The sequence below is a fragment of the Enterobacter sp. CGMCC 5087 genome, assembly GCF_003144775.1.
In the GTDB taxonomy this organism is placed as follows: domain Bacteria; phylum Pseudomonadota; class Gammaproteobacteria; order Enterobacterales; family Enterobacteriaceae; genus Enterobacter; species Enterobacter cloacae_M.
In genome coordinates, this window is record NZ_QFXN01000091.1 from 39,124 (window position 1) to 51,692 (window position 12,569).

At 60.3% G+C, this 12,569-nt stretch carries 12 protein-coding genes; 5 read left to right on the top strand and 7 right to left on the bottom strand.

What is annotated here, in order from left to right; translation table 11 throughout:
- Positions 1-10: 10 nt before the first annotated feature.
- The 4 genes from budA to DEO48_RS08890 all read left to right on the top strand — a co-directional run bounded on the left by budA (position 11) and on the right by DEO48_RS08890 (position 3,879).
- A complete protein-coding gene (budA, locus tag DEO48_RS08875) occupies positions 11-790 on the top strand; it encodes an acetolactate decarboxylase (RefSeq protein ID WP_023310680.1) in 780 nt (259 codons plus the stop codon).
- Complete coding sequence (gene alsS, locus DEO48_RS08880) at positions 762-2,483, top strand: acetolactate synthase AlsS (RefSeq protein WP_205422081.1); 1,722 nt, start codon at positions 762-764, stop codon at positions 2,481-2,483. Before budA ends, alsS begins: the two co-directional genes overlap by 29 nt.
- A gap of 20 nt (positions 2,484-2,503) precedes the next feature.
- The gene (locus DEO48_RS08885) at positions 2,504-3,274 is read left to right on the top strand and encodes a (S)-acetoin forming diacetyl reductase (RefSeq protein ID WP_109844942.1); all 771 of its coding nucleotides are present in this window, start codon (positions 2,504-2,506) and stop codon (positions 3,272-3,274) included.
- Positions 3,275-3,405: 131 nt separating this feature from the next.
- Positions 3,406-3,879 carry a cold-shock protein gene (locus DEO48_RS08890; RefSeq protein WP_029741637.1) on the top strand — a complete coding sequence of 158 codons (474 nt, stop codon included), beginning with the start codon at positions 3,406-3,408 and terminating at the stop codon, positions 3,877-3,879.
- A 68-nt stretch (positions 3,880-3,947) separates the two neighbouring features.
- Here DEO48_RS08890 and DEO48_RS08895 read toward each other — a convergent pair whose 3' ends face one another.
- The 5 genes from DEO48_RS08895 to DEO48_RS08915 form a co-directional block, all read right to left on the bottom strand.
- Entirely contained in the window at positions 3,948-4,652 is a 705-nt protein-coding gene (locus tag DEO48_RS08895) for an ABC transporter ATP-binding protein (protein WP_109844943.1), read from the bottom strand.
- A complete protein-coding gene (locus tag DEO48_RS08900) occupies positions 4,639-5,475 on the bottom strand; it encodes an ABC transporter ATP-binding protein (protein WP_109844944.1) in 837 nt (278 codons plus the stop codon). Before DEO48_RS08900 ends, DEO48_RS08895 begins: the two co-directional genes overlap by 14 nt.
- Complete coding sequence (locus DEO48_RS08905; protein WP_109844945.1) at positions 5,468-6,301, bottom strand: ABC transporter permease; 834 nt, start codon at positions 6,299-6,301, stop codon at positions 5,468-5,470. The genes DEO48_RS08900 and DEO48_RS08905 overlap by 8 nt, the downstream gene beginning before the upstream one ends.
- Complete coding sequence (locus DEO48_RS08910) at positions 6,301-7,314, bottom strand: ABC transporter permease (protein WP_023310687.1); 1,014 nt, start codon at positions 7,312-7,314, stop codon at positions 6,301-6,303. Before DEO48_RS08910 ends, DEO48_RS08905 begins: the two co-directional genes overlap by 1 nt.
- 144 nt (positions 7,315-7,458) lie before the next feature.
- Entirely contained in the window at positions 7,459-9,027 is a 1,569-nt protein-coding gene (locus DEO48_RS08915; RefSeq protein ID WP_023310688.1) for an ABC transporter substrate-binding protein, read from the bottom strand.
- 201 nt (positions 9,028-9,228) lie between these two features.
- Here DEO48_RS08915 and DEO48_RS08920 point away from each other — a divergent pair, with 201 nt between their 5' ends.
- Entirely contained in the window at positions 9,229-9,927 is a 699-nt protein-coding gene (locus tag DEO48_RS08920) for a GNAT family N-acetyltransferase (RefSeq protein WP_109844946.1), read from the top strand.
- Positions 9,928-9,960: 33 nt separating this feature from the next.
- Here DEO48_RS08920 and DEO48_RS08925 read toward each other — a convergent pair whose 3' ends face one another.
- Positions 9,961-11,655 carry a thiamine pyrophosphate-binding protein gene (locus DEO48_RS08925; protein ID WP_109844947.1) on the bottom strand — a complete coding sequence of 565 codons (1,695 nt, stop codon included), beginning with the start codon at positions 11,653-11,655 and terminating at the stop codon, positions 9,961-9,963.
- Positions 11,656-11,688: 33 nt separating this feature from the next.
- Positions 11,689-12,429 (bottom strand): SDR family oxidoreductase, encoded by a 741-nt coding sequence (locus DEO48_RS08930; protein ID WP_094934424.1) that lies wholly within the window; start codon positions 12,427-12,429, stop codon positions 11,689-11,691.
- Positions 12,430-12,569: the final 140 nt, after the last annotated feature.

The following is a 12,569-nucleotide window of genomic DNA, read 5'->3' on the forward strand; positions in this document are numbered from 1 at the left end:
GACGAGCACGATGATGCATTCATCTGCCTGCGACTGTGAGGCAAGCCTGTGCGAGACCCTGCGCGGGTTCTCCGCCCAGCATCCTGACAGCGTGATCTACCAGACATCGCTAATGAGCGCCCTGCTAAGCGGCGTGTACGAAGGAGAGACCACCATCGCCGATCTGCTGGCACACGGTGATTTTGGTCTGGGCACCTTCAACGAGCTGGACGGTGAAATGATTGCCTTCAGCAGCCAGGTGTACCAGCTGCGCGCCGACGGCAGCGCCCGGGCCGCGAAGCCGGAGCAGAAAACGCCGTTCGCGGTGATGACCTGGTTCCAGCCGCAGTACCGTAAAACCTTCGATGCGCCGGTCAGCCGTCAGCAGATCCACGACGTCATCGACCAGCAGATCCCCTCCGATAACCTGTTCTGCGCGCTGCGCATCGACGGCAACTTCCGCCACGCCCACACCCGCACCGTACCGCGCCAGAAGCCGCCGTACCGCGCGATGACCGACGTGCTGGACGACCAGCCGGTGTTCCGCTTTAACCAGCGCGAAGGGGTGCTGGTCGGGTTCCGCACGCCGCAGCACATGCAGGGCATTAACGTGGCCGGCTATCACGAGCATTTCATCACCGACGACCGTCAGGGCGGGGGTCATCTGCTCGACTACCAGCTGGAGAGCGGCGTACTCACCTTCGGCGAAATTCACAAGCTGATGATTGACCTGCCCGCCGACAGCGCGTTCTTACAGGCCAACCTTCACCCCAGCAATCTTGATGCAGCGATCCGTTCCGTCGAAAACTAACAGGAGAACTACCGTGAACAGTGAGAAACAGTCACGTCAGTGGGCGCACGGCGCCGATATGGTTGTCGGCCAGCTGGAAGCGCAGGGCGTGAAGCAGGTGTTTGGGATCCCGGGTGCGAAAATCGACAAGGTCTTTGACTCCCTGCTGGACTCCTCCATCGAGATTATTCCGGTGCGCCACGAAGCGAACGCGGCGTTTATGGCGGCGGCGGTAGGGCGTCTGACCGGCAAGGCCGGGGTAGCGCTGGTCACCTCCGGGCCGGGCTGTTCTAACCTGATCACCGGCATCGCCACCGCCAACAGCGAAGGCGACCCGGTGGTGGCGCTGGGCGGGGCGGTGAAGCGGGCGGATAAAGCCAAGCTGGTACACCAGAGCATGGACACCGTCGCCATGTTCAGCCCGGTCACCAAATACGCCGTGGAGGTCAGTTCACCGGACGCGATTGCCGAGGTGGTTTCCAACGCGTTTCGCGCCGCCGAGCACGGCAGGCCGGGGGGCGCGTTCGTCAGCCTGCCGCAGGATATCGTCGACCAGCCCGCGACGGGGGCCATTTTACCCGCCAGCGGCCCGGCGCTGATGGGCCCGGCACCGGAGTCAGCGATTAACGACGTGGCGAAGCTTATCGAAAACGCCAAAAATCCGGTCATCTTGCTCGGCCTGATGGCCAGCCAGCCCGCGAACAGCGCCGCGCTGCGCAAGCTGCTGGAGAAAAGCCGCATTCCGGTGACCAGCACCTATCAGGCCGCCGGGGCGGTAAACCAGGAACACTTCACCCGCTTCGCCGGCCGCGTCGGCCTGTTCAATAACCAGGCGGGCGATCGGCTGCTGCATCTGGCGGACCTGATTATCTGCATCGGCTACAGCCCGGTGGAGTACGAGCCGTCCATGTGGAACAGCGGCGACGCTACGCTGGTGCACATCGATGTGCTGCCTGCCTATGAAGAGCGTAACTACGTGCCGGATCTGGAGCTGGTGGGGGACATCGCCGAAACGCTGAACCTGCTCGCTAACCGCATCGATCGTAAGCTCGAGCTGAGCCAGCGGGCCTCCGAAATTCTGGTCGATCGCCAGCATCAGCGCGATCTGCTCGACCGCCGCGGCGCCTCGCTTAACCAGTTTGCCCTGCACCCGCTGCGCATCGTGCGCGCCATGCAGGACATCGTGAATAACGACGTGACGCTCACCGTGGATATGGGCAGCTTCCACATCTGGATCGCCCGCTACCTCTATAGCTTCCGGGCGCGTCAGGTGATGATCTCCAACGGTCAGCAGACCATGGGCGTTGCTCTGCCGTGGGCGATTGGCGCGTGGCTGGTGAACCCGGGCCGCAAGGTGGTTTCAGTCTCCGGCGACGGCGGCTTCCTGCAGTCAAGCATGGAGCTGGAAACCGCGGTGCGCCTCAACGCTAACGTGCTGCACATCATCTGGGTGGATAACGGCTACAACATGGTTGCCATTCAGGAAGAGAAAAAATACCAGCGTCTTTCCGGCGTCGAGTTCGGCCCGGTCGATTTCAAAGTCTATGCCGACGCCTTCGGTGCGAAAGGCTTTGCCGTGGAGAGCGCCGAGGCGCTTGAGCCGACGCTGCGTGCGGCGATGGATGTGGATGGCCCGGCCGTGGTGGCCATTCCCGTCGACTACAGCGATAACCCGCTGCTGATGGGCCAGCTCCATCTCAGCCAGATTTTGTGACTCACGATAAGGACAGAGAAATGCAAAAAGTTGCTCTCGTAACCGGCTCAGGCCAGGGGATTGGTAAAGCGATCGCGCTTCGCCTGGTGAAAGACGGTTTTGCCGTCGCCATCGCCGACTATAACCTTGAGACGGCAAGAGCCGTCGCCGATGAAATCATCCGTAACGGCGGCAACGCCGTCGCCGTGAAGGTCGATGTCTCTGACCGCGAACAGGTATTTGCGGCGGTGGAGAAAGCGCGCACCGCGCTGGGCGGCTTTAACGTTATCGTTAATAACGCCGGGATTGCGCCGTCTACCCCCATCGAATCCATCACGCCGGACATTGTCGACAAGGTCTACAACATCAACGTGAAAGGGGTGATCTGGGGGATCCAGGCCGCGATTGACGCCTTCCGCAAAGAGGGGCACGGCGGCAAGATCATCAACGCCTGCTCCCAGGCGGGCCACACCGGCAACCCGGAACTGGCGGTCTACAGTTCCAGCAAGTTCGCGGTGCGCGGCTTAACCCAGACCGCGGCACGGGATCTCGCGCCGCTGGGGATCACCGTTAACGCCTACTGCCCGGGCATCGTCAAAACGCCGATGTGGGCGGAAATCGACCGTCAGGTCTCCGAGGCGGCGGGTAAACCGCTCGGCTACGGGACCGAAACCTTTGCCAAACGCATTACGCTTGGCCGCCTGTCCGAGCCGGAAGATGTTGCCGCCTGCGTTTCATACCTGGCAGGACCGGACTCCGACTACATGACCGGCCAGTCTCTGCTCATCGATGGTGGGATGGTGTTCAACTAAATTCTAATAAGCTCTGACATGAGTTTTCCCCTGCACCCGTGCAGGGGCTTTTTTTTGTCTCCTCCGTCATTGTGCATTACACTGCGCGCTGCAAAACTTTAGTCATTACGATCTGACAGGCGGTAACAGCGATGAACGGTACAATCACAACGTGGTTTAAAGATAAAGGCTTTGGATTTATCAAAGATGAAAACGGCGACAACCGCTATTTTCATGTGATTAAGGTCGCGAACCCCGATCTGATTAAGAAAGATGCCGCGGTGACCTTCGAGCCGACCACCAACAACAAAGGCCTTTCCGCCTATGCGGTGAAGGTGATCCCCGAAAGCAAACATCTCTTTATTGCTGGCGAGCGCGTGAAGCTCACCTCGATCAAATCCTTCGTGGTGTTTAACGAAGAAGAGCCGGCTGATACCAAAATCGACAAAGAGAACGCGGTACTGTCGGTTGGGCTGCTGATGAACAGCATCAAGCCGAAATCAGAGAAAAAGCCGGGCGAAATGCGCACGGTGAAGAAGCTGGCGATCACCACCTTCCAGAACACGACGCTGATCTTCACCGAAGATGAGATCGACATCGATGCCACGGTGAAGCTGCTGAAGTGATTTTTTGCCGGGTAGCGGCGACGCTTACCCGGCCTGTAAAACCCGCGCGGCACTGGCCGCCACGCGGTTTACCCCATCCGGTGCTCGCCCCGCAACATCGCCTCGCGGTCAAATACCCTCTGGATCTCCCCGTGCGCCATAAACGCCGCCCGGTCGGACATGTGGGCAATCACGTCCGCATCGTGGCTCACCAGCAGGTAGGTCATGCCGTGCTCGGCCTTCAGGCGGTTGAGCAGGTTCAGAATCTCCGCCTGCACCGACATATCCAGCGCCGAAGTCGGCTCGTCCAGCAGCAGAAGCTGCGGGCGCAGCAGCAGCGCGCGGGCTATGGCAACGCGCTGACGCTGCCCGCCGGAAAGCTGATGCGGGTAACGCCTGCCCGCATCGGCGGAAAGCCCGACCTGCTGCAGCGCATCCGCCACCTTTTCCGCAACCTGCGTTTCGCCGTGGATGTTTAACGGCTCTGACAGGGTGCGCGCAACGGTGTGGTTTGGGTGCAGCGACGCCCACGGATCCTGAAACACCATCTGCACGTTGCGGCGAAGCTCGCCTTCAAAACGCCGCCCAGGCCGTAGCGCGTCTCCCAGGATCGAAATGCGGCCGTTCCACTCGCGCTGCAGCCCCGCCAGCACGCGCAGAAGAGTCGATTTCCCGCAGCCGGATTCACCGATCAGGCTGAAGGTCTCGCCTTTCTCAATAGCAAAGCTGGCGGCGGAGACCGCCGTTTTCTCCCCGAAGCTCACCTGGAGCTGGTTTACGTCAACGAGAGCCATTGTTCACCTCCTTCCACGGCTGCGAGCGGTCCAGCGTCGGCAGTATCTGTCCATAGGTACTGGCGTTCGGACGGCAGGTCCACAGGGTGCGCGTGTACGGATGCGTCGCCTGCGGGAGCTGGCGTGCCGCCATCTCATCGACCTTGTCGCCCTGATACATCACCAGCACGCGGTCGCAGTGCTCCGCCACCAGCGGCAGATCGTGGCTGATGAGCAGCATCGCCATCTGGCGTTCTTCGCACTGCTGCACCAGCAGCTCGAGGATCTGATTGCGCAGGCGGGCGTCCAGCGCGGAGGTGGGTTCATCGGCAATCAGCACCTGGGGGTTGTTGATCAGCGCCATCGCAATCATCACGCGCTGGCCCATGCCCCCGGAGAGTTCGCCGGGGTAGCGCTGGAGAATATGTTCGTTGAGTCCGACGGCGCGGATGATGTCGTGAATGCGCGCCAGGCGTTCAGCGCGGGGCAGGCGCTGATGCAGGGTCAGCGCCTCATCAAGCTGGGCGGCGACGTTTTTCGCCGGATTCAGCGCGTAGCGCGGGTCCTGCAGGACCATCGCAATCCCGTTGCCGCGCAGCGCCTGCCAGCGGCGGGTGCTCAGGGTCAGCAGGTCGTTGCCGAGCACGTTAAGCCGGTTCGCGCTCACGATGCCGGGCTTACGCACCAGCCCCATCAGGGCGCGGGCGGACATTGATTTGCCCGAGCCGGATTCCCCCACCAGCGCCAGCCGCTCGTTGCCCAGCGTGAAGCTGAGGTTGTTGACCACGCGCGCGGCGGGGTAGTCGATATTCAGCGCATCGACGATGACGCGGTGTTCAGTCATGCTGCGGCTCCAGTACGTCGCGCAGGCCGTCGCCCAGCAGGTTAAAGGCCAGGCTGGCAAACAGAATCGCCCCGCCCGGAATGGCGGCTATCCACCACTGGTCGAAAATGACCTGCATGCCGTCGGCAATCATCGCGCCCCATTCAGCCATCGGCGGACGCGCGCCAAGACCGAGGAAGCCCAGCCCGGCGGCCGCCAGAATAATCCCCGCAAGATCCAGCGCCAGCCGCACAATCGCGGACGGCAGGCACAGGGGCAGAATATGGCCGACCAGCAGGCGCGGGCCGCGAATGCCCATCATCTCGGCGGCGGCGAGGTAGTCGCTGTGGCGCAGACGTTGGATCTCGCTCCGCGCCTGCCGCGCGTAGGCGGGCCAGGTGGTTAAGGCCAGCGCCAGCGCGCCGTTGACCAGCCCCGGGCCAAGCATCGCCACAAACGCGAAGGCGAGGATCAGGCGCGGCATCGACATTACCACGTCGGTAAAACGCATCAGGATGCGCTCCAGCCAGCCGCCGTAGTAGCCGGACAAAATCCCCACCAGCAGCCCGGCGGGCAGGGTGATTACGGTGACTAACGCCACCAGCCCGAGCGCCGGGCGGGTACCGTAAATCAGGCGCGAAAGCAGGTCGCGCCCGTAGCTGTCGGTGCCCAGCCAGTGCTGGTGATTCGGTGCCTGCAGGCGCGCGGCGGCGTCCTGCCAGTTCGGGTCAAGCGGCGCGAGCCACGGCGCGAACAGGGCGATAATCACCAGCAGCGTGATGGCAGCCAGCCCGCAAAACGCAGCAGGGGAGCGGCGCAGGCGGCGTAAGAAAAGATAAAACGGCATCAGCGCACCCTGGGATCGGTCGCCCGCACGAGCAGGTCGGTAAGGTTATTAATGAGTACAAAGCAGACGCCAATCAGCAGCGTGCCGCCCATGACGGCGGTGGTGTCTCCGGCGAACAGGGCGGTGGTGAGGTAGCGCCCGATCCCCGGCCAGGAGAAGACGGTTTCGGTTAATACCGCGCCTTCCAGCATGCTGGTGTAGGCGAGGGCGATTACCGTCAGCAGGGTACCGCGAATGTTCGGCAGCACGTGGCGCAGCAGAATGGTCATCTCCCCGGCGCCCTTGGCGCGGGCAAGCAGGATGTACTCTTTGTTCATTTCGCTCAGGCAGGCGGAACGCGTCAGGCGCGTGATGCTCGCCAGCGAGTAATAGGCCAGCAGCAGCACCGGCAGCACCAGGTGGCTGAGGGCGTTGCGGAACGCCTCGCGATCGCCGGAAAGCCAGGTATCCACCAGCGCAAAGCCGGTGCGCGGCTCGACGGTGAACTGCCAGATATCGTCCAGCCTGCCGGGACCCGCGCTCCACTGCAGCTTCGCGTAGAACAGGGCCAGCATCAGCAGGCCGAGCCAGAAAATCGGTACCGAGTTGCCGAGCAGGGTTAGCGTTCTGATGGCGAGATCGAGCGGCGAACCGGCGTAGCGGGCGCACAGCACTCCGGCAATCACGCCGAGCACGGCGCCGATGATCAAGGCAAGGGTCGCCAGCTCCAGCGTGGCGGGGAAGGCGTGCAGCAGATCCTGCAGCACCGGCTGTCCGGTGGCGCTGGCGGTGCCTAAATCACCGTGGGCGAGGTTTTGCAGATAGTGCCAGAACTGCACGGGCAGGGGCCGATCCAGCCCGAGCTGGTGGCGAACCTGATCGTACGTCGACTGGCTGGCGTGATCGCCGACGATCTGCAGCACGCGATCGACCGGTGAAAACGCCGAGAGCGCAAACGTGACGAGCAGCAGTCCGAAGAGCGTGAGCAGCAGGGTCAGCAGACCCTGAAGCACGCGGGTGGAAAGATGTGGCATGGGAAAACTATTATCCTGAAAATATGCACGGACGACCCCCTCTCCCTTTGGGAGAGGGCGGGGGTGAGGGGAAACAGGCGGCTCTGCTGCGCGATGTTGCCCTCACCCCAACCCTCTCCCACGGGAGAGGGAGAAGGACAAGGGCTACTTCGTAACGCGATCGTACCAGACCATATCCGCGTTCAGCCCCTGCTGATACCCCTTCACGTTATCGCGCACCACGATCTGGGTTTTGCCCTGATCGACGAACACGTACGGCGAGCTCTGCTGCAGCTGTTCCTGCATTTTCTTGTACAGATCCAGACGCTTCGCCGGATCCGGTTCGGCAACCGCCGCCAGCGTGGCCTTGTTCAGCTCCGGGATTTTCCAGCCGTTCAGACCGGCCACGGTGCTGGACTTCCCGTCGTTCCACGCGAAGGCGCTGGCGTTAGAGTGCGCGTCGAAGTAGTCCGGGATCCACAGACGAATCGCCGCCTGATGCTGCTTTGCGCGCACGCGGGCATAGACCTGGCTCCCGGCGGCAGGCAGCAGATCGACCTTCACGCCGCCCTGAGCAAAGCTCGCCTGCATCGACTGGGCGATGGTGATAAACGGCGGCTTGTTCTCCACGTCCAGCGTGAAGTGCGCGTCTTTAATTCCCGCTTTGGCGAGAATGGCTTTCGCTTTTGCCGGGTCAAATTTAAACGGGTTGTCTTCCAGCGCGCCCGGCAGGCCGACCGGCAGGAAGCTTTGATGAACAAAGTACTGGCCTTTCAGCAGATTTTTGGTGATGCCTTCATAATCGACCAGCCAGCGCGAGGCTTCCCAGAACGCCGGGTTGTTCAGCAGCGGGTTGGCGCTGTTGCCGGTGTTAAACACCAGGTAATTTTGCTCGGCGGACGGAATGCTCAGCACCTTCACGCCCGGCTTGCCGTCCAGGGCGCTTATCTGATCTGCACCGAGATCGCGCGCCACGTCGGCATCACCCTGCTGGATCAGCAGGCGGCGTGAGGCCGGATCGGGGACGTTTTTAATGATGATGCTTTTGAGCTTCGGCGCGCCGCCGGGTGCCGATTCGTTAGCTTCCAGCACGATGGCCTGATGCGGCTGATAGACGCGCATTTTGAACGCGCCGCTGCCCGCGGAGTGCATTTTCAGCCACGCGTTGCCGAAGTCGTTATCCTTCACGTTTGCCGCAACCTGCTTTTCATCGACGATGGAGGCAATCGGCGTGGAGAGAATATTCAGCGCCACCGACGGGCTAACGTCCGCCGTCCAGTGAAGCTGGAGGGTATGATCGTCCACCTTTTTCAGCTGGCTGGCGATGTTGCTCGCGTCCCAGCCCAGCACGTTCAGAATAAAGGCCGGGGATTTGTTCAGCGTCACGGCGCGGGTGTAAGAGAAAATCACGTCTTCCGGGCGCAGCGGGTTGCCGGAGGCGAATCTGGCATCGGGCTTAAGTTTGATCGTCAGCGTTTTTGCTGCCGCGTCCGCTTCCCAGCTTTCTGCCAGAATCGGCGTGATTTTTTCCGGGTTATCGCGGTCCGGCTGTACCAGACGCTGATACAGACTCGGCACGGTCTGGATGCTGGAAAGCTCGTTGGCTTCGGCCGGGTCGAGGCTCACGATGTCATCCAGCCCCTGGGCAACAACCAGCGTGTTGGGCGGTGTAGCGGCGTGGACAACGCCTGAGAGCGCAGCCAGCACCAGTAACGGCAACAGTTTTTTCGTCATAGCGATCCCTGAGAAGAATATATTGTGATTGTTTTATGCTCCGCTACGTTAGGTCGACTCTGACATTCCGCAAAGTCGAAATTCAGCTTTGCTTATATCTTCCGGGAATATCGCATGCGCTCGGGCTATTAAAATACGCTGCTTTTCGCCCGCTTTTTAACCTGCTATAACAAACTCCTTACCTTTCAGGGAGTCACCGCCGTGCCCGAAATCAATCAACATGGTCAAACCGTTAACGATATCGTTCCAGACTGGAGAGGCGCACGCGTATTAACCCGCACGCCGCTGTTCGGCCAGTATTGCCGCCTGGAGCCGCTGGATGCCGATCGTCACGCGGCCGATCTCTATGAGGCCTACGCGCTGGGCGACGACAGCGACTGGACGTGGCTTGCCAGCACGCAGCCAGCGAGCGTGGAAGCCACCGCCCACTGGATCGTGGCTAAGGTGATGGACGATGAGCTGGTGCCGTTTGCCGTCATTGATTTACGCACCGAACGCGCGGTGGGGCTGGTGAGCTATATGGCTAACGAGCGGCTGCTGGGGTCGGTGGAAATTGGTCACGTGACCTGGTCGCGCAGGATGAAAGGAACCCGGATGGGCACCGAAACGGTGTGGCTGCTGCTGAAAAATGCGTTTGAGCACGGCTACCGGCGCGTCGAGTGGAAGTGCGATTCCATGAACGTTGCGTCGCGCAGCGCGGCGGAGCGGCTGGGGTTTGTCTGGGAAGGACGCCTGCGCCAGAAGCTGGTGCGCAAAGGGCGCAACCGCGACAGCGATATGCTTTCTATCATTGACGTCGAGTGGCCGCAAAGAGACGCCGAGCTGCGCGCCTGGCTGGCGGCGGAGAATTTTGACGGAGAAGGGCGGCAGATTAAGCGGCTTGAGGCGTTTCGGTTATAAGTGTTTTATGTAGGGTACATCTGAAACGGTCGATCAATCTGCGGAAATGGCAATTTCGATCAAATTGGTTTTTCCGGACTGTAGCCCCTGCGTCACCGCCATGGCGATATCCGCGGCCTGGGTCACCCGGCAGCAGCGGATACCCATCGCGGCGCCCAGCGACTGGAAATCAATTCGCGGGTTAATCAGATCCATCCCGATAAAGCGACCCAGCTTTGTCGAACTGTAGCCCGGCTGTCCCTTCATGAAGTTTTTCAGGATGTTGTACTCCAGGTTATTCATCACGATAAAGGTGACGGGCAGATTTTCGTGCGCCGCCGTCCAGAGCGCCTGCGGCGAGTACAGGGAGGCGCCGTCGCCAACCAGACACACTACCGGCTCGCGCACACGCCCCAGCGAGTGACCTACTGCTGCAGGCATCCCCCAGCCCAGACCGCCGCCGCGCATAAAGTAGTAGCGCGGGTGCTGCTGGTCGGAGATAAACCGGCGAACGTGTCTGGCCGTTGCTATCGCCTCGTCGACAATCGTGGTGCCCGGCGGAACGGACTTTATCACCTCGTAGGCCGCGACCATCGGCGAAATCGCCGGGCGCAGCCGCTCGGCTGCCAGACGCTCTTCCTGCAGTTGCCACTCTTTTTCACGTTCAGCGCGTGCCGCTTTGAGCAGCCGCTGATGCGTCAATTTGCTTGCCACCCGGCGTTGCTCAAGCTTCGGCAGCAGTTCCTTCAGGGAGAGTTTTATATCCCCCATCACCGAGAGGCGGGTGGCGTAGGTGCGGCCAAGTTCGTTCATATCCGCCGAGAGCTGATACACCGCGCAGGTTTCCGGAATGGCCTCGCCCTCGCTATACAAAATGGTAATCAGGCTTCTGCCGCCGATGATAAACACCGCATCGTAGGCATTAACGACGCTGGCGATTTCATTTGCGGTGGTGGGCATATTGCCTCGCCAGAGCGCGTGCTGCGTGGGGAAGGGCAAATTCAACGGCCAGGAGGAGCCGTAGACGTGGGCGCCTAGCGCTTCAGCAAGCTGTACAATCTCCTGCGTCGAGCCGCTGGAGTGAACTTCATCCCCCGCCACAATCATGATCCTGCCGGGCGTAACCTGGCTCAACTCTTCGGCCAGTTCGTCCAGCGAGCCCGCCACGGTGTGGTAGTTCACTTTAGAGGCCGTTTGTATCCCGGCGTCGCTGAGCTCTTCCATCACGTTCATTGGCAGGGATAGCAGCACCGGACCCGCGGGAGGATAGCTGGCGGCATGAAACGCCCGACGCACCAGCACCGGAAGCTGGTCGGCGCTGGTGACCTCCTGCGCCCATTTCACCACCGGCGATCCAATCGAGACAATGTCATCGTACAGGAGCGGGTCGCGCACGTAGTGCCGCGTGTCCTGCTGCCCGACGGTGACAACCAGCGGCGTTTTCATAATCCGCGAATTGATGAGATTCCCCATGCCGTGCCCAAGACCGCTGGCGGTATGCAAATTGATAAAACCGGTCTTGCCGGAGGCTTTCGCGTAGCCGTCGGCAATGGCGACCACGCTGCTCTCCTGGAGTGCCAGAATATAGTGAATATTTTCATGGCGAAGAAGGGCATCAATGAGCGGGAGTTCGGTGGTGCCGGGGTTGCCAAAAATATATTCCACACCTTCACTCTCCAGCACTTCAAGGAGAATGTCGGCACCCGATCGCATATTTAAATCTGATATGGACGTTAATGATTTAATCATAATGACACCTCATTCAGCGTTATTTAACTCATGCTAAAATTCTTCCTGCGTTGGACGGACAATTATTTCATTTACATCAACGTCGCCAGGCTGTTCGATAGCAAATAATACGGCTCTGGCAATCGACTCTGCCGGAATAGCCTGCTTATAAAATTCATGCAGGAACTGTTTGCTCGGGGCATCAGAGCTGCCAAACTGCAGCTCGCTTTCAACGGCGCCGGGGGAAATAAGGGTCGTCCGAACGGTTTTCCCCGCTTCCTGACGTAAGCCTTCACTCAGGGCGCGGACGGCGAATTTCGTGGCGCTGTACACCACGCCGCCGGGGGCAAGGACCTTGATACCCGCCACGGAGGCCACGTTAATAAAGTGTCCGCTCCCCTGGCGCTGGAATACCGGAAATGCCGCTGCGATACCGTACAGCACGCCTTTAATATTGGTATCGATCATCCGGTCCCACTCGTCGGTTTTCAACTCGCTGAGGGGGGCAATCGCCATAAAGCCCGCGTTGTTGATCAGCACGTCGACGCGCTGGTATGCGGCAACGGCAGCGTCAATCGCGCGCTGAACCTCCTCCTGTCGGGTCACGTTTGCCTTCACGGCAATCGCCTGGCCGCCCTGCTGAATAATGCGATCCACCAGGGCGTTAATTCTCTCCAGACGACGGGCAACCAGCACCAGAGAAAAAGGTTTATTTGCCAGATGAAGGGCAATGGCCTCACCAATACCGCTGCTGGCACCGGTGATAACAACAACTTTGTTTGCACTATTATTCATGATCTTATCTCACTGTTGTGTGATTCAAAAAAAATAAAATGCAGAGAAGGATTAAAGAATGATGACGAATTCTTTAACCCTTTTTAAAAATATATTGTATATATCGAATTAAATAGCATTCGATTTAAACTTAATGGAGT